The organism is Paenibacillus camelliae (genome assembly GCF_023715345.1).
Lineage (GTDB): Bacteria > Bacillota > Bacilli > Paenibacillales > Paenibacillaceae > Pristimantibacillus > Pristimantibacillus camelliae.
Map to the genome: position 1 here is coordinate 627,216 of NZ_JAMBNY010000001.1, position 17,124 is coordinate 644,339.

Annotated in this window: 21 protein-coding genes; 6 read left to right on the forward strand and 15 right to left on the reverse strand. The window is 42.2% G+C overall.

The genetic code is table 11. The features are described from left to right. Positions 1-8: 8 nt before the first annotated feature. Entirely contained in the window at positions 9-935 is a 927-nt protein-coding gene (locus M3180_RS02955) for a YqhG family protein (RefSeq protein ID WP_251665722.1), read from the forward strand. Positions 936-1,056: 121 nt separating this feature from the next. Beyond that, complete coding sequence (locus M3180_RS02960; RefSeq protein WP_251665723.1) at positions 1,057-1,929, forward strand: hypothetical protein; 873 nt, start codon at positions 1,057-1,059, stop codon at positions 1,927-1,929. Here the strand turns inward: M3180_RS02960 and M3180_RS02965 are convergent. Further along, complete coding sequence (locus M3180_RS02965; RefSeq protein ID WP_251665724.1) at positions 1,926-2,126, reverse strand: YqzE family protein; 201 nt, start codon at positions 2,124-2,126, stop codon at positions 1,926-1,928. The genes M3180_RS02960 and M3180_RS02965 overlap by 4 nt on opposite strands. Before the next feature lie 122 nt (positions 2,127-2,248). Between M3180_RS02965 and M3180_RS02970 the strand changes: the two genes are divergently transcribed. Continuing rightward, positions 2,249-3,028 (forward strand): N-acetylmuramoyl-L-alanine amidase family protein, encoded by a 780-nt coding sequence (locus M3180_RS02970; protein WP_251665725.1) that lies wholly within the window; start codon positions 2,249-2,251, stop codon positions 3,026-3,028. Here M3180_RS02970 and M3180_RS02975 read toward each other — a convergent pair. The 5 genes from M3180_RS02975 to M3180_RS02995 all read right to left on the reverse strand — a co-directional run bounded on the left by M3180_RS02975 (position 3,005) and on the right by M3180_RS02995 (position 5,594). Beyond that, a complete protein-coding gene (locus M3180_RS02975) occupies positions 3,005-3,817 on the reverse strand; it encodes a divergent polysaccharide deacetylase family protein (protein ID WP_251665726.1) in 813 nt (270 codons plus the stop codon). The two genes, M3180_RS02970 and M3180_RS02975, sit on opposite strands and share 24 nt — an antisense overlap. A gap of 119 nt (positions 3,818-3,936) precedes the next feature. Further along, the gene (locus M3180_RS02980) at positions 3,937-4,311 is read right to left on the reverse strand and encodes a TFIIB-type zinc ribbon-containing protein (RefSeq protein WP_251665727.1); all 375 of its coding nucleotides are present in this window, start codon (positions 4,309-4,311) and stop codon (positions 3,937-3,939) included. Between the two features lie 14 nt (positions 4,312-4,325). After that, positions 4,326-4,541 (reverse strand): hypothetical protein, encoded by a 216-nt coding sequence (locus M3180_RS02985; protein ID WP_251665728.1) that lies wholly within the window; start codon positions 4,539-4,541, stop codon positions 4,326-4,328. A 78-nt stretch (positions 4,542-4,619) separates the two neighbouring features. After that, positions 4,620-4,946, reverse strand: a complete 327-nt coding sequence (locus M3180_RS02990) for a hypothetical protein (protein WP_251665729.1) — start codon at positions 4,944-4,946, stop codon at positions 4,620-4,622. Between the two features lie 75 nt (positions 4,947-5,021). Then, a complete protein-coding gene (locus M3180_RS02995; RefSeq protein WP_251665730.1) occupies positions 5,022-5,594 on the reverse strand; it encodes a xanthine phosphoribosyltransferase in 573 nt (190 codons plus the stop codon). A gap of 178 nt (positions 5,595-5,772) precedes the next feature. On the opposite strand from M3180_RS02995, the gene M3180_RS03000 reads away from it, so the two are divergent. Next, the gene (locus M3180_RS03000; protein WP_251665731.1) at positions 5,773-6,825 is read left to right on the forward strand and encodes a YkvI family membrane protein; all 1,053 of its coding nucleotides are present in this window, start codon (positions 5,773-5,775) and stop codon (positions 6,823-6,825) included. Positions 6,826-6,927: 102 nt separating this feature from the next. On the opposite strand, the gene M3180_RS03005 is transcribed toward M3180_RS03000, so the two are convergent. Further along, positions 6,928-8,064: a glycosyltransferase family 4 protein gene (locus M3180_RS03005; RefSeq protein ID WP_251665732.1), complete on the reverse strand. Its 1,137-nt coding sequence runs from the start codon at positions 8,062-8,064 to the stop codon at positions 6,928-6,930. A gap of 109 nt (positions 8,065-8,173) precedes the next feature. Here M3180_RS03005 and M3180_RS03010 point away from each other — a divergent pair, with 109 nt between their 5' ends. Beyond that, on the forward strand, positions 8,174-9,325 hold the full coding sequence (locus tag M3180_RS03010) for a GGDEF domain-containing protein (RefSeq protein WP_251665733.1): 1,152 nt from the start codon (positions 8,174-8,176) through the stop codon (positions 9,323-9,325). Between the two features lie 96 nt (positions 9,326-9,421). On the opposite strand, the gene M3180_RS03015 is transcribed toward M3180_RS03010, so the two are convergent. The 5 genes from M3180_RS03015 to nrdI all read right to left on the reverse strand — a co-directional run bounded on the left by M3180_RS03015 (position 9,422) and on the right by nrdI (position 14,430). After that, complete coding sequence (locus M3180_RS03015; RefSeq protein WP_251665734.1) at positions 9,422-9,877, reverse strand: effector binding domain-containing protein; 456 nt, start codon at positions 9,875-9,877, stop codon at positions 9,422-9,424. A 144-nt stretch (positions 9,878-10,021) separates the two neighbouring features. Beyond that, a complete protein-coding gene (gene hprK, locus M3180_RS03020) occupies positions 10,022-10,930 on the reverse strand; it encodes an HPr(Ser) kinase/phosphatase (RefSeq protein ID WP_251665735.1) in 909 nt (302 codons plus the stop codon). 71 nt (positions 10,931-11,001) lie between these two features. Beyond that, positions 11,002-11,958, reverse strand: a complete 957-nt coding sequence (gene nrdF, locus M3180_RS03025) for a class 1b ribonucleoside-diphosphate reductase subunit beta (protein WP_251665736.1) — start codon at positions 11,956-11,958, stop codon at positions 11,002-11,004. 41 nt (positions 11,959-11,999) lie between these two features. Next, positions 12,000-14,084: a class 1b ribonucleoside-diphosphate reductase subunit alpha gene (gene nrdE, locus M3180_RS03030; RefSeq protein ID WP_251665737.1), complete on the reverse strand. Its 2,085-nt coding sequence runs from the start codon at positions 14,082-14,084 to the stop codon at positions 12,000-12,002. Next, positions 14,071-14,430, reverse strand: coding sequence for a class Ib ribonucleoside-diphosphate reductase assembly flavoprotein NrdI (gene nrdI / locus M3180_RS03035; protein WP_251665738.1), 360 nt, complete (start codon positions 14,428-14,430; stop codon positions 14,071-14,073). The genes nrdE and nrdI overlap by 14 nt, the downstream gene beginning before the upstream one ends. Before the next feature lie 309 nt (positions 14,431-14,739). Between nrdI and M3180_RS03040 the strand changes: the two genes are divergently transcribed. After that, positions 14,740-14,961 carry a hypothetical protein gene (locus M3180_RS03040; protein ID WP_251665739.1) on the forward strand — a complete coding sequence of 74 codons (222 nt, stop codon included), beginning with the start codon at positions 14,740-14,742 and terminating at the stop codon, positions 14,959-14,961. Positions 14,962-15,099: 138 nt separating this feature from the next. On the opposite strand, the gene M3180_RS03045 is transcribed toward M3180_RS03040, so the two are convergent. The 3 genes from M3180_RS03045 to rsfS are packed head-to-tail and all read right to left on the reverse strand — an operon-like array spanning position 15,100 to position 17,122. Beyond that, positions 15,100-15,852 (reverse strand): class I SAM-dependent DNA methyltransferase, encoded by a 753-nt coding sequence (locus M3180_RS03045; protein ID WP_251665740.1) that lies wholly within the window; start codon positions 15,850-15,852, stop codon positions 15,100-15,102. Beyond that, positions 15,852-16,778 carry a CvfB family protein gene (locus M3180_RS03050; RefSeq protein WP_251665741.1) on the reverse strand — a complete coding sequence of 309 codons (927 nt, stop codon included), beginning with the start codon at positions 16,776-16,778 and terminating at the stop codon, positions 15,852-15,854. Before M3180_RS03050 ends, M3180_RS03045 begins: the two co-directional genes overlap by 1 nt. Continuing rightward, entirely contained in the window at positions 16,775-17,122 is a 348-nt protein-coding gene (rsfS, locus tag M3180_RS03055) for a ribosome silencing factor (RefSeq protein ID WP_251665742.1), read from the reverse strand. Before rsfS ends, M3180_RS03050 begins: the two co-directional genes overlap by 4 nt. Between the last annotated feature and the right edge of the window lie 2 nt (positions 17,123-17,124).

Sequence of the window (17,124 nt, forward strand, 5' to 3'; positions counted from 1 at the left end):
GGTGACTTATGAATACAAAACAAATTCATCGCTTCGTCTTAAAGTATTTAGAAGCCACTCAATGTGAGATATTAGATAAATCACCATACCATATTAAAGTAAAGCTTTCGCAAGCAGCAGATCGAGAGCTAACTAATCGGCCGTATTATTGGAGCTTCATCGATCGTCTGAATGAAACGCCTGAAACGATGAGCTTTTTGTTTGTAACGGACGAAGAAAAATACGAGGCGACAGTAGCACAGCAGCCTGTCGAGGAGCCTAAGCTGTTAACCCCGGAAGAAAAAGCGATGGAGCGAGCTTACGGAATCGTTCCAAAGCCTCTTCCACGTATACCAAGAGAGCATCTGCACTTTGGGTCTAGCAGGCTTAAACAGCTGTTTGAATCAGCGGAGAATAATGGCAGCTATGTTTGTCTATATCAGGAGCCACAGACTCGTACACTCCATCCTTATGACTCAAGACCATATACCGTATGGCTTGGCATTAACTATATGGTTGAATTCAGCTGTGATCTTAAGCGTGAGGAGATTCATAGCCTAGGCATTTCGTTAGTGACTGGTCATTGCCAGGAGCAGTTTTACGATCGACTCACTTCGATGCGCCTGTCGCCTCGGCTGCCAGCGAATGTACATATCGCGAAAAATGGAATTTCTTATACAAAGGCGTTGTCTATTGCAGAAAGTCATCTAGAAAAAAGACTAAAAAGCTACAATTACGAATGGGCTGAGAAAGCACAGGCACGGCTACAAGAGGAGCTAGAGCGACTAGAAGGATTTTATAAGCCTCTGCTTGCTCAAGCAACAGACGAGGAGCAAAAGCTCGAAATCGAGCAATTAAAGGAAAAAAGAGAAGAAGAAATTCGCTGGCAATATGAGCCTCGTGTTACGGTTTCCGTCATTAATAGCGGAATATTTCATCTTGATGGAATTGATTAATGCAGATATGACGAGATCCTCCCTAGCTCAACAAAAAAAGAAGATTTACACAGGCTAACGCGTGACAAGATGTAACACTCTTTTTTTGGCTTGTCCAGTACGATTGTAAAGAGGTGATTTGATGAAAAAAATGATGCTTCGAATCGTGATTGCTCCATTATTAACGTCTATACTGCTTTCTAGCTATCTGCCGCTAAATTCGTTACTAGCTTCACCAAAGGAAACTATTCAAAGCGATCAAACGGAAATAACTAAGGCTGCTAAGCAGTGGCATGAGCAATTAATGCAGCAGCCGAGCTTCTCGCACTGGAAGAATGCTTCCCTTACGATCTCTTCTTTAGGGCCAGGCACCCATGGCTGGCTTGTGCTATTAAAGCAAAAAAATGAAGTGGTCGGTTATATGATAATCCATGCCGTAGAGCAAGGCGGGTATGCACTTAGCGAATACGGTACAGGTGATCCAGCTTCGCTCCAATTTCTAGCTGAGCACTCGGACCAGTTGATCTATACAGGGCCATTCCACAGCATTATTCCCGTAAGTGAGGAGAATGATGCGATTGCATATATTGAACCTTTTTTATTAGAGGATTTTCCAATTCAGAAAAGTGATGTAGAGGCTGCTTCAAAACAACATACACAAATAGGGCAAGGCGCATCGAAGCAGCCTGCCCTAATTACTGGTATAGATTCTGTTACTTATTTTTCTCCTTATGACGTCATGCCTTGGCTGACAACTGAACCACTCAATTACAGCTTTGAGGACGATACATCAGTTGAAGTGATGATTGAGCTAGGCAGTCAGCTGCGCTATACAACAGAAAGCTGGAATGATCTTGTTTTTTCTGTCTACTCTATTACCGGCTATCATGAATGGAATGAATTTGATTTATATTTGGCGTTGCAAAGTGAAAATGATCAGCTAACACGTTATATCCCATACGACACCTTAATGGACCAAGGTTCATTTTATGATCGTGCACAATATGAGCTTTAACGTGACTCTCGCCTTTTATTAAGCCATAGCTGCAGAGATGCTCCACCAGCACCAAACCATCTAACTAGCCATTGCTCCTTCTGAGCTTTGGCTTGTTTTTTTGCCTCAATTTTCTGCTCGGATGGCTTTTCAATGTACTCAACAAACTGCTCTGTTAAATATTGTACATATTCCTGGCCAGAAATTTTTTTAGCCATGTCTGCACCCCCTTATAGGTGTAGTATTGCCCTGTATACTGTAATTCAATCGATGAATGAAATAACAAATCATCAGCCATTATAATCTAGACAACGGCATAGAAGCGAAAGGCAGTGAACTTATGACTTTGATGAAACATTACCGCATACTATACGTTATCGCATGGTTGTTTCTTCTCACATTATGTGGACCTATAAGTGATGCTGCTGATGCAAGGTCCCTAAATGCTTTACAGCCCTCACATGCAGACTCAGCGTTGCACTGGGATGAAACTAATCCTGATCACAACGTCAACAATGAGGTTCCTATCACCCCTTATTTACCAGCAACAGCCGTCATTATTGATGTTGGTCACGGTGGTGTCGATGGTGGTGCTTCACATGGCAGCCTTTATGAGAAAGACATTAATTTAGAGGTTGGAAAACGACTATACGCCCTATTGCAAAGTCGTGGAATTCCGGCCATTATGAATCGCACGCATGATTATGCATTAAGCGATGACAATCGGTGGCATCGCACGTCTTCTAGGCATTTAAGGGATCTGTCACAGCGTATGGGACTAACGAGAGAAATTAAGCATGTTATTTTTGTCAGCTTGCACGTTAATTCAGGCACTCCAAGAGCACATGGACCACTCGTGCTTCACCAAAAAAGCGGTGAAAGCTATTTACTAGCAAGCAGCATTCAAACTGAGATGAACAACCTGTACAATACTGCTAAACGTCCAATAGCTGTAAAAACCTTTTACGTGCTAAAGCATGTAAAGTCACCAGCAGTGCTCATCGAGCTAGGCTTCATTAGTAATAGCGAAGATCGTGCCCGACTAACCTCCCCGCCTGAACAAACTAACATTGCGCGGTCGATCGCAGACGGTATATCACAATACTTCTGGATCAATTAGGTTTGCTTTTATTAGCTCGCTTAAATAGACGAGCTTCCCAAACTGCTGCAGAGTTGGAATGGACTTAACCAGCTCTGCAGAGGTATATTTCCCCGGAGGACCGACATGTCCTATAATAACCGTCGATTCTCGTTCCTGTAATAGCTCGAATGCCTTCTGCATTTGTCTATGTACATGCAAAGCAGTATATTCATCATCTAGAAATAAAGAATTTTCCGCGTACGGAACCCCTAATTCTTCAGCGAGCTTTCCAGCTACTGTCTTAAATGACGTTTTACTATCCAAATAATATAGGTTCCGCTCTTTACAAACCTCAAGAATAATGCGCATCACTCGCTCATTCTCTGTCACTTTAGAGCCCATATGATTGTTCATGCCTACCGCATAAGGTACCTGATCGATGGCTGCTTCTACTCTGGCCCTTACTTCCTCATTGGAAAGATCAACCGTTATAGCACCGGGACCCAGCCATTTTTTCAAGCCTTTCTTTGGCTCCATGGGCATATGAACAATTACTTCATGACCAGCAGAATGTGCGGCCTCGGCGTCGCGTTTTGTTGTCGGTAAGAAGGGCATCACTGCAACGGTAACAGGCATTTCAATCGATAAAATTTCGTCTGTACCTTCCATCTTGTTCCCAAGATCATCAATTACAATAGCCATCCGGTGCTTATCTTGCTTCTCATTCTTCGTTGCTTGTCGTTCAGCCTCTTGTTCAGCATAAATCATATCGCTTTGACTCATATTGAAAAGTACTAGCACGATAGCTAGAGCAATTATGTTCTTCATTACATTACCCCTTTCATTCTAAAAGACATGAAATTAGGTTAACCAAATTGTTGCTCGCTATGTATTTATCGGAAAAACAAAAATGAGCGAGAGGCTATTTTGCCTCTCACCCATTCTTGTTAGTCAAATAGATCTTCAAGCATATTAAACACGGATTTCTTCTTGCGATATGGTCGTCCATATTTATCGTATTTGACATTCTTATTGTATTTGTAGTTATCCTTGTAATGAGGATGATACCCGTGACTCGTAGGCGGGTAAGGTGCCGCCTGATATGGCGGAGGGGATGGTTGACGATGTGACTGCCGCTGCTGGGAAGCAGCATAAGCCTGCAACTGATCATACTCCTGGTGGGCAGCATGTACATCCTGCATCAGCTTATCCAATTCTCCTCGATCAAGCCAGACTCCCTTGCACGACGGGCAGATATCAATCAAAACCCCATTCTTCTCAACTTCTCTTAAAGCAATTCCGTCACATATTGGACATAGCATATCATCATCTCTCCTTAATCAACAATGGTTGGTCTGTCTTCAGATGCCGCTATATATTGATACGCACGACTAAGCTTTACGACTCGTTTATTTGGTCTTCGTACCAAAACAATTTCATCATCCCATGCAACTACGATTCCTTTAACATCATTACTCTCTATATTATCTCGAACCACTCTTACGAGTTCACCGGATACACGAAACTCGTTCAGTTTATCCTCAGTTATCATAACTTCCTCCTTGGATTCATAAAGCGAATGAATAAAAAGTCTTAATGAATGAAGCATTCATTAAGACTTTCAACAACATTATTCATTAATTGCGTGTTCCTTCGAATCATTCGTTTCGTACCATTCATCTAGCACCTTTGAAGACATCACTCTGTCCTCGATATAAGAAGCCTGCTTTTCTGTAAATTGCTCTTTCCATGCGATGGACAGCTCTTCACATAGCTTTACAATCGTAAGTAATTCAGACCAAGCCACATAACGTTTGTACCAGAAAAATTGAGGATGCTCAATCATATACGGATATAAATCATCAAACTCAGTATGCTTGCAATCCAATGCACGCTCGAAGGCTACCTTTGCATCCGTAATTTTTTCGTTCATAAATTGATTCGTTAAATGTTCCATTACTTACGCCCCCCTTCGCTCTTCCTTTTATTATAAGGAAGATAAAGTGAACTCTCAACCATAATCCAATGGAAATTAATCTTTAAATACAACTTCTCCTGATTCAAGTGAAGCAATTTTCACTAGAGATTCGACACGATAGCCTTGCTCGCGGAAATAATTCGCACCTGCCTGGAACGACTTTTCAACGACGATACCCATTCCTACAAGCGTTGCCCCAGCCTGCTGAATGATCTTTACAACACCACGAGCACCATCACCATTAGCAATTATATCATCGATAAATAATATACGGTCATCTTCACTCAAAAACTGCTTTGTTATAACTAAATCAGAGACCATACCTTTTGTAAACGATGGAACTCGCTCCACATAGGAGTTAGGATCGTTAATAACGGTCTGCTTGCGTCTAGCAAACACTAGAGGAATATTGAGTTCATATGCAGCTGCGAAGGCAGCTGGAATCCCTGAGGACTCTATCGTTAATACTTTCGTTACACCTTCATTCTTAAATCGTTCAGCAAATTCTTTTCCAATCTCCATGATGAGCGAAGGATCTACCTGTTGATTAATGATTGAATCCATTCTTAGAATATCGTTCGAAACGATGTCCGCTTCCTGTAAAATACGTTGTTTTAATTGTTCCATTCCTATAACCTCCGCTTCATTCTCTTTTACGTAAAATAACATATGTCGCTTCTTCTAGCAAGCAGTAAGATTATAAGATTTTGGGACCATCCGATCTAAGCATATCGTAGACTGCTTGTCATGCTTGTCAGCACCTATACATATAATGGATATCAGTAAAGTAGAGGTGAGGGTCGGTATGAAACTTAGAGACTGGATGAAATCTTTGCAAATCGCTGCCATTTACATGGGGACGATCGTTGGTGCAGGCTTTGCAACTGGGCAAGAAATTTTGCAGTTTTTCACACGATTTGGCAACTGGGGAACCTACGCAATTATAGCTGCCACTTTCTTTTTTATTTGGCTTGGGAATAAGGTAATGCTGCTTGCACATCAGATTCAAGCCAAATCCTATGAGGACCTAAATATTGCTTTGTTCGGAAAAAAACTTGGCTCTCTAATCAGTTTATTTATGCTTGTCGTATTGCTCGGTGTATCTGCCGTTATGCTAGCTGGTGCTGGAACCGTTTTTGAAGAAAATTGGAATCTTCCCTATCAGCTCGGATTAATTGCTACGTGTGTGATCTGCTTCCTATTGCTTCGTCGTGGCATGCATGCCATCATTGCTGTTAATTCCATTGTTGTGCCGATTATGCTTCTGTTTACACTTATTATGTTTTTCCACACGCTCAAAATGCCTAATACGATGAGCTTTATGACCATAAAAACAGACTTTCCGCTTTGGACGGCACTAAGTACACCCTTTTTGTATACTGCGTTTAATCTTGCACTAGCACAGGCCGTACTTGTGCCTATCGGGGCTCAAACGACAAATCCAGCCGTTATTAAATACGGTTCCTTACTTGGTGGCTTAGGAATTGGTTTTATGCTTGGTGTCGGTCACATCGCCCTTTCTGCTCATATGCCTGGCATCCAACAATTCTCTATCCCTATGGGCGGCATTGCGCTGAATATGAGCTCCATTGTGTACTATATTTATATAGCGATCATATTCTCGGAAGTGTTTACGACGCTGCTTGCCGATATCTATGGACTTGCACTGCAAGTCCATGAGCGATCGAAGCTTTCTACGAACCTCATTATTTTTATCGCTCTCATATGCTGCTATTTTCTTAGTCAGCTTGGCTTTGGCAAACTGCTAGCTACGCTCTACCCGTTGTTCGGATTTATAAGTCTAGGCTGGTTTATACTTATTGCTAAAAAGCGACTATCACCGCTTAAGAAGCCTTAATGCGAAACAGAAAGAGCAGAACCGAGCTACTGTACCGTATCATTTTACTAAGCATGCGTAACGTTAGGTACACGAGTAGTTGGTGTTCTGCTCTTTTTTAGATTATGGATTATTGCTCGCAAGCTCCTCACGGTAAACCTTTTTTAGCTGAGCAATGACTCGCTCCAAGGAATAATCCTTTTTAGCTTTGTTCGATGCTGCAAGCGCAAGCTGATAACGAAAATCAGGATCGATAACGACAGACTCTAACGCTTCTGCTAATGCCTCATCATCCTCTACAGGTACGAGCAGTCCATTTACTCGATGTTGGATCTGCTCAGCAATACCTCCAACATCGGTACCTACTAACGCAAGCTGACATAATGCAGCTTCTGCAAATACAGAGCCGAATGCTTCAGCACGTGACGGCAGCACAAATACATCGAAAAATGGCATGAACTGCTCAGGGTGAAGCATATAGCCATAAAAAATAATATCATCATAAAGACCTAGGCTCTGTGCTAACGCTTCTAGCTCCTTGCGAATCGGACCATCCCCTATTATATGAAGCATAAACGGATGTCCCTTCGCCTTCAATCTTGCGCATGCCCTTAGCAGCACATCTAGCCCCTTCGCTGGAACAAGTCGACATACTGTAATAAACTGTGTGACTTCGTTCTCATGAGCCGTAGGACGGAATCTCTTTTCGTCAAAGCCATTATGAATGACTTTAATACGGTCTACATGCTCAACATAGTCGGCTAAGTAATTCTTAAATGCGTGCGACACCGTCAATATACGGTCTGCGACCACCTCAAGCTCCCGGTAGATTTTCGTTAAAAATTGCTGCTCCACACCATCAGGCTCAATCGCTTTATTCAAGATCAGCTCTCGCTCATAGCTTGAATGCAATGTTAAGACGAGCTTCGTATTAGGAAATACTTGCTTCATGACCATTGCGGCAATCGGATGATGAGCATGAATGAGATCATACGATTGATTAATTCTCATTTTTGTCCACCATAGATAATCACGATACGTTTGAATATACTTATCTACCAGCTTATTTCCGATATAAGGTGTATAGTCGAACGTTTTGAAGGATACCTGCTCGCTTCCCTTGTTACGAATTCGTTTTGGAAGAGAAAACAGCTCCATTTCATCATCGACATGATTAAAGCGCTCCTTAATGTAAGGTACCATAGAGGAAACGCCGCCTGGCTGCTCAGGTGGGAAAAACAATGCTTGTAAAATTTTCACTGATACCAGCTCCTTATATCTGTAATTAACGTTCTATCATACGACAATTTATGATATATTAGAACATATGTTTCTGTTACCATAAATATAATGCATAGAGGTTATACATATGAATCTAACAACTACGAACATGATAGCTTTACTCCCATTTATTAGCTCAATGATATGCTGTGTTATTCTCGCGATCACGCTTTTAACTTCGATTAAAATTATGGTCAGTTATCGCAACAAGCAAGTATTCATATTACTCATTAGCAGTCTTATTACGGCAGGGCTGCCACAGCTTTTGAATCTTTATCAAGTCTCGACACAACAGCAAATCCCAGATCTACTTTATATTATTTCGACAATGGCAGTCATCATTTCCTTTATTCTGATAAATTTTGTGCTGATGAAGATGTATGCAGTAGGAATAAAGCTGCGCATAGCACCGATGATAATGCTGTTACTTGGAGCAGCAGCTGCGTTTGCAGCAAGTTTTTTTGTCGCGCCATATGAAATTGGTACTGGACTTGCTTTTCCTATACTTGATTTCTATATGTTTATTCTCATCATTACGATGCTAGTCGTCACACGACAAATCGATATGCCAACATCTTATTACTATAGCTTGCTCGTTATGTTTATTTATCAGCTTGGTTTAATGCTGGATCGATATGTTTTTGAATGGTCACAAGCTTGGCTGCATACGTTGGTCGAGCTGCTTCCAATTATGTATTACGCTATACTATTTTATCTACTGCTTGATTGGGTAATGGATCGACTATTGTCCACTTACCAATCTGCGATTATTGATGGCTTAACAGGCTTGTATATCCGAAGACATTTTCAAAAAAAGCTGCAGTCGATGATGCAGCGAAAGCCTGTAGCCGTCATATTCTGTGATATCGATAACTTTAAGGCTTTAAATGACACGAAGGGTCATCAAGTGGCTGATGAAGCATTACAGCAAGTTGCCGCTATATTAAAGGAAGAAGTGGCTCCCTATGGAGTCGCAGGACGATATGGCGGTGAAGAGCTGCTCGGCGGTATTGCGATAGATAGTGTAAAGCCGATGGCGGTCGCTGAAAAAATACGGGCAAGAGTAGAGCTGGAAACCATCGTAACGATAAGCGTCGGATTTAGTACGAGCAAGGAAGCAACAGAGCTTATGCAGCTTGTGAAGCAAGCAGATGAAGCGATGTACTTCTCTAAAACGACAGGAAAAAACAAAGTAAGCAGCTACCGCTCACTCCCAGCCTCGATTAAACAAAAGATGTGACAAAAGTAAAAGCTGTCCTGTGTAGCAATTAGCTCACCCTCATCAAGGGTAAGCCGCCTACCAACTGGACAGCTTTTTATATGCACAACTTAATCATTAATCAGCAATAGGGATATATAAATCTACAACCTCTTCCTCCAAATGCGGACCTTCTATATAAAAGATTTCCATCGATACAGCATGCTCAAGCTTTTGATATCCTTGCTCATGAATCCAAGTATTCAATAGCTCATAGCCCTCTCCAATACGTTGCGAAGTACTGCTTACGACAGCATATCGATGTGGTGGTATCGTAATGGCTACCATTCCCTCTGGCAAAGTCTCATCGGATCGCTCCCATTCTACACATGTCCAATATGTAGCAAAAGACTCATTACCAAAGTAAGGGCAATACAAAATATTAGGTTGTATAGCATGAGTCAGCTCATGCCTTCTTGCCAAAAAATCTGATTGCAGTCGAATCGCTTCATCAGGAAAAGATGAATAAGGACCACAATACGGAATACCAACGAGGTGCAGGGTTGATTTATTCACAATCGAGCAAGCTTCCATACTATACTCCTCCTCCTATTCCACCTGTTCGTACATTCTTGTTAGTCTCGAACATTATTGTAGCATAAACTCCCATTAAAAGGATAGGTTGTGAGTTACCCATTAAGTTTTACCATCTCTTCTCGAATTCATTCATGAAAAGCACTAATTCATATCAAGTCGTTTCATGAAATCCTCCATCGCACTGTAACCTTGCTGCTTGAGATACCAGTTATTGCAAGCAGCTTCGATAAGTCCTGCAACATCACGTCCAGGCTGAAGCTGGATTTCGACGTGAGGGATGTTCACGCCCATATATTCAACAAACTGAGGCTCTAAATCAAGGTCGTTATTGAGATCATTATCGCGCCAACGCGTCAATTCAATATCAAGTGAAATTCTCGTTTCTTCTTGGAATGCTCTGCGTCCGTACAGCCGGACAACATTGACTAACCCAACACTGCGTAATGCAAGAAATTCCTTCGTCTTCTCATTATGCGTCCCAAGCAGCGTGTGCTGGCTTAGCTTCTTCAACACAATGATATCGTCTGCGACGAGCCGGTGCCCACGTCTAATAAGCGTATGCGCCGTTTCACTCTTACCAACACCTGATTTCCCACGTATTAGAATTCCAATTCCAGAAACATTCATGCAGACACCATGTATCGCTTGCTCTGGTGCTAATACTTTAAGCAGGTAATGATCAAGCTTGCCGATAAACGCTGCCGTATTCTCGGTTGTTCTCAGCAGTGGAATGCATTCTTCATCACAGTATTTTTTAAGATATTTTAATCCGTCCTGCCCTGCAGTAACAATAAAGCAAGGAGGATGGTACTTTACAATGTTGCCGATATGATGATTTCGTTCCTCTTCAGTTAAACCGTGTAAATATGTAATTTCTTTACGTCCCAAAATTTGTATATGCTGCTGTGGAAAAAAATCAAAGTAGCCTACAAACTCTAATCCTGGTCGATAAACGCGTGCCTTCATAATGCTGCGATCGAGCTGATTAGAGCCTGCCAGCACTTCAAGCTGAAACTGCTGCACAAGCTCTTGCACTTGTATCGTCTTCATAGCGGATCCTCCCCTTTGTCAAAAAACGCTCTCGTAGCTATGTACGAGAGCGAGTTGATAAAAGTCTTTAATTAAAAATTAAACACAAAATCTTCATCTGTCAATGGTTCAACATTTAGCGTGCGAATATAGCCATTTCCTTTTTTCGAGAAGAAGTCATGCTGCTTCGTATGTGTACTAATTCCGTTAAATACGATTGGATTAATCGGCTCTTCTGGGAAATGAGGCTCTAATCCTAGATTCATTAAAGCTTTGTTCGCATTATATCTTACGTATGCTTTGACTTCTTCCTCAAGACCGACAGAAGAGTAAAGGTCATCAGTGTAGATAACCTCATTTTCATATAGCTCAAGCAATAAATCAAGTACTTCTTGTGCAAGCTTCTCTTGTTCTTCCTGAGGGAAGGTTGCCATTAGCTCCTGTGCAAGCACACCTACGTACAGGCCATGAATACTTTCATCACGTAGAATGAGATCGATAATTTCACCGCTGCTCGTCATTCTTCCTTGACCAGCCAAATACAGCGGATAGAAGAATCCGCTATAGAACAAGTAGCTTTCTAGCATAACAGAGGCTGCCATCGCACGATACAGATTACGAGGTGTATCGATGCTGTTGTACCATTCTGCAATAACGCTTGCTTTCTTCTGAAGCTGAGGGTTTGTTTCAATCCAACGGAAGATCTCATCAATTTCCTCTGTAGAAGCAAGTGTGGTGAAGATACTACTATATGATTTTGCATGGATTTGTTCCATCATCGCCATAAAGCCAAGCACGGCTTTACGCTGCAACCCATCGACATGCTCTAAAATTTTCGGCATGCCTATACCGCCTTGAATCGTATCTAGCAGCGTAAGTCCACCTAAGACATGCTTATATAATTTGCGCTCTTCGGGCGTCATAAGCTCCCAGTCCATCTTATCATCAGATAACGGAATCTCTTCATCCGTCCAAAATTGCATTACATTTTGCTGCCAAAACGTTTGTGTAAAATCGTCATCAGGACGGTTCCAGTTAACTGCTTTCATAATTAGCATACTCCTCTTTGCAAGATGAAATATAGCTGCGCTTATACAGCGCAGCTTGTGCATTCCTCGACAGATAGTCGTTTCGTTCTTGTATAATATAGAGATTTCAAGCCCTTTTGCGCAGCATAAATATAGAATCGCGCAAGCTCACGAGTTGTAACATTACTGTTCACATGAAGAACCGTAGAAACCCCTTGATCAATATGCTGACCTAATTCTGCGATTAGATCGATAAGCTTAAATTGATCGATATTGTAAGCAGATTTGTAGAAGAAGAAATTATCCTGAGAAAGATAAGGCATTGGATAATATGTTGTAGAGTTCGCATACGTACGCGTCTCAATATGCTCTACGATCGGCATTACACTAGAGGTAGCGTTTTGAATGTAGCTAATGCTTTGAGTTGGAGCAATCGCCAAGCGATAGGCATGATATAGACCATGCTTTTGCACCTGCTCTTTAAGCTGAGCCCACTCTGAAGGTCCTGGAATTTCCATTCCCTCGAATAGCTCCTGTACACGAGCTAGCTGTGGACGAAAATCCTTCTCAAGGTAACGATCGAAGTAAGTGCCTTTCGCATACTCAGAACGTTCAAAATCTTTAAACGTTACTCCGCGTTCCTTCGCAATTTCCATACTTTTCTGTAGTGAATAGTAGTTCATCATCATGAAGAACACACCAGCAAATTCACGTGCTTCAGGGCTTTCATATGAAATTTTGTTTTTTGCCAAATAGCCATTCAAGTTCATTGCACCAAGACCGACGGAATGCAGCTCTTCGTTCGCTTTACGAACACCAGGAGCATTGTCAATTTGAGACAAGTCACTGACTGTTGTCAATGCTTCAATTCCGACAAGTACGGAATCTTTTACCGCTTTGCGCTCCATGACATTAACGATGTTTAGTGAAGCTAGATTACAGCTAATATCGCGGCGAATCATATCTTCATATCCATAATCGTTAATTTCAGATGTTTCCTGCAGCTGGAAGATTTCCGTGCATAGGTTGGACATTTTAACTGAGCCAATGTCCTTCAATGCATGCATACTATTCGCATTCGTTTTATTCATAATGTATGGGTAGCCTGACTCAAGCTGAATGGAAGCAATCTTAGTCAGCATGTCACGCGCACTCATCACAACTTTTTTCTTCACATTGTCATTAGCGAGCAACTCGTCATACATTGCATCGATATCCATATCGTCAAGATGTGTACCATATTCCTTATACACCGAGTATGGTCCAAATACATGCAATGGTTTATTTTGAGCAGCTAGCTCGTAAAATTTATTTGGAATAATAAGACCGATCGAAAGCGTCTTAATACGAGATTTTTCATCAGCATTAATTTTTTTACAATCAAGGAACTCTATAACGTCCCAGCCGAAGATGTTGTAATAGCCAGCTCCAGAGCCTTTTCGCTGTCCCATTTGATCAGCATAAGAGAATGCATCCTCCATCAGCTTAAGCACTGGCATAATTCCTTTTGCAGCGCCCTCTACACCTTTAATCGGCTCTCCGCGTCCACGTAGCTTAGACAGGTTAACGGCAACACCGCCGCCAATTTTAGAAAGCTGCATACAAGTTCCAATCACGTAGTTAATTGAGTTCAACGAATCGTCCATCTCAAGCAGGAAGCAGGAGACCATTTCACCGCGACGGCTTTTCCCTGCATTAAGGAATGTAGGTGTCGCTGGCTGAAGACGTTGCTCAATCATTGCTTGTGCAATTCTTGTAGCTCGTTCATAATCACCTTCACCTAGATGCAATGCAACAATTGCTACACGCTCATGATATTGCTCTAGATATTGCTTTTTATCATTTGTTTTCATGGCATAGTCTTTATAAAACTTTGAAGCAGCCATATACGATTGAAATTGGAAGTTTTCTTTTGCTGTTAGATCAAAGATAGCCTTTACTTGATCATATGTATATTGTTCATATACGTTAACATAGAAATCGTTGTCGATAAGATACTTCATTTTCTCCTCGAAGGAGTCAAACTTCATCGTTTTTTCTTCAACTTCCGTCATAAATGCGGCTACTGCTTCTTTATCTTTTTCAAGCTGATAGAATCCGTCAGCTCCACGCTGCATTAGTTCATTATTCAACTCAATATGATTCAATGGATTGCACCCTCTCGATAAATTGTAACGTGTCTTGCGTCGTTCCTGATAGCTCAAACTTTGAAATAACAGGCACATTGTAGGCTGAAGCGATCGTGTCAGCACTTTTGGCGAATCCTGTTCCCCAGTTTCGATTCCCGCTAGCTGATACCCCTCTCAACATCTTGTGGTTATGCTGTAGGAATTCAGTTACCTTTGGTGGGACTTGTCCGAAGCCAGTTGTATATGTAATTAATACGTAGGGTTCTTCCACCTTCGGCATTTCATCAATGGACACCGCATGCATATTAAGTTTTTTCACAAAACGCTTAACGTTTCCCGTTTTGGAATCATACACAACCAACATATCTCGATCTCCCTCTCTCATTTATCGCAATCAAAAAGCGCTCTACCTTACTATATGATTGGTAGATGCGCTTGCTTGTCCGCATACTAGATGATTGCTGTTTTGACTACAACTGCAACTAGATATAGTCGCTGAATAGAATAATACATCAATATATAGAAGGAGTCAATTCAAATTCATAGTTTTCTGCTATGAAAATATTTTCAAAGCGGCGAGCCCAATTACAGCAAGGCTTTACAAGAAACTCGACTAGTCTTGCAAAATTCGTTATGATAAATTCATGCTTTATTCGTCCGAAGGAGGGACCTCATGCAACCGATCAGAACCGCCCAAGAGGCTATATCAAGGCTTGAACATTTATTCCACACTAGCGGTATGAAGGATGAAGCCTTGCTTGCTTATATCGAGCAGCTTGCAAGTGAAAACAACAAATTAAAGCTTTCGCTTCACAAACTGCGTGCCAGCCAATCCAGCAAAGCACATACTACATCTAGTATGCATAGTAAGCTTACTGATGCATTGCGAGAATAGCTGAGAGTCTGAATATAATGCTCGACCATTGACGAAATTCGTCCCAACTACTGGAATATAATAGGCGATGACATAAGCTTCAGCTTTGTCATCGCCTTATCCATGTGCCAAGCCTCATATTATATTTACGAACCTTTATTATTTCAGTGCAACGAAAAAAAGCCGCTCTGCATCAGCTTCAGCCTGCTCAAGTGCAAAATTTTGATAGATATGTACCTCATGAAACCCGATCTCACGAAGTGCTCCAACTAGCCACATATGCGGATATGCGCGCTGAATGTGCTGTTCATCAATCCGGCTATATCTGCCGTCTTGTCCCAACACAAAAATAGTTAAATGGTGCTCGATGATATGCTCATCCTCGTCATAATCAGATATCCACTGATAAGCAATCCCATCCTCATCGTAAACAAAGGGCTGCTCCGCTGCATATTGCTCAAAACGCGACACCGGATGCACATCGAATATAAACGTTCCCCCAGGCTTCAGACCTTCATAGGTAGCCTGCAGTGCCGCTAGCAGTTCATCCTCGTCAACGATGTAATTTAAGCAATCACAGAAGGAAATGATAGAATCAGCTGAATTATCCACACTCCAGCTGCTTATATTCTGCTGCTCAAGCTTAAGGCTTCCACGTGCGGATTCACATTGCTCGTTCCACTTACTTAATGCAACCTCCAGCATATGAGCGGACAGATCAATGCCCGTCACGTCGAAGCCTTCACTAGCTAAAGGTATTGCTATCGCCCCAGTTCCGCAGCCTAGATCAACGACATGCTGTGGAACTCCGTAACGCTCCCATACAGCTTTAGCGAAGCTTAACCATCGATCATAGGGCATATCGGCCATAAGCCGGTCATAGACCGATGCAAATTGCTCATAGGATGACATTATTGATCATCCTCTCGCTCATCCGGCTTATTGAGCTTGTTAGGTGCATGCTCGGCAAGATAGGTCCAACTCCCGTGCTGCGAAACAAGACCATCTCGCATTAGCTTACCAAGCGCACGCTTAAAGGCACTCTTGCTAATACCAAAGCGATTACGGATAATCTCCGCTTCCGTCTCATCAGAGTATGGCATGCCACCGCTAGGACGCTCTTTTATAAAAGCTAAAATTCGATCTGCATCTTCAATTCGTCCATATTCCTTTTGCTGTGTCATAGACAAATTAACTCGTCCATCCTCACGCACGAACGTCACTCTAGCGTGCACTCGCTGTCCAAGGCGAAGCGTCTCCAGTCGCTCTGAGCTTGGAATTAAGCCATAAGCACCAAAGCCAACTACGCCTCCATCAATAACAACAAATGAGCCCATCTGCAGACTTTTCGTTACCCAGCCATCAACCCATTGATTTTTCCAAGCAGCTGGAGCAGGGAATGTTAACGGTGCAAGCTCTTGCTCTTGCGCAAGCTTAGCAATTTGTCTGCCGCTTTTATCATGCGTCAGAAATACAAATACTTCATCCCCTGGTACTGGACGATACTCAACCTTCTCTGGAAGTTCGCTCAGTGGCAGTAAAAGCTGTCTACCGAGACCCATCTCCAAGAAGCAGCCCAGTCTTGGGTGCACGTCAGCAACAGCTAAGCGAGCCATCTCGCCTAGTGTAATGAGCGGTTTATTCATCGTTGCACATATACGGTCCTCAGAATCGTAGAACAAAAATACGTCAACCATATCGTTGACATGAGGCTTCGAGCCAACTAGCTCTGTATAAGGCAACAAAACCTCATCCACGCCATCTGTTAGAAAATAACCATACGGAGATACTTCTCTCGCTACCTTCAGCGTATCCAGCGTTCCCGCTACAAAGCTCATCCTAAATCCACAACCTTCGCATCTGACCAAATTTTCTCGATATTATAATACTCTCGCTCTTCGCGATGGAAAATATGCACAACGACATCTCCAAGGTCAATTAGCACCCAGCGCGCTGTTTTCTCCCCTTCGATTCCGCGGATTGGAACACCTAGACGATCCGCCAGCTTGCGAATTTCAGTCGTGATGGCAAGCACTTGAGTATCAGAGTTTCCGCTGCAAATTACAAAATAATCTGCGACTAACGATACACCGCGTAGATCTAGCGCAATAATATCATGTGCTTTTTTATCCTCAGCTGCTTCTACTACAGCATCCATTACTTTTTCAATCGTTACGTTCATAA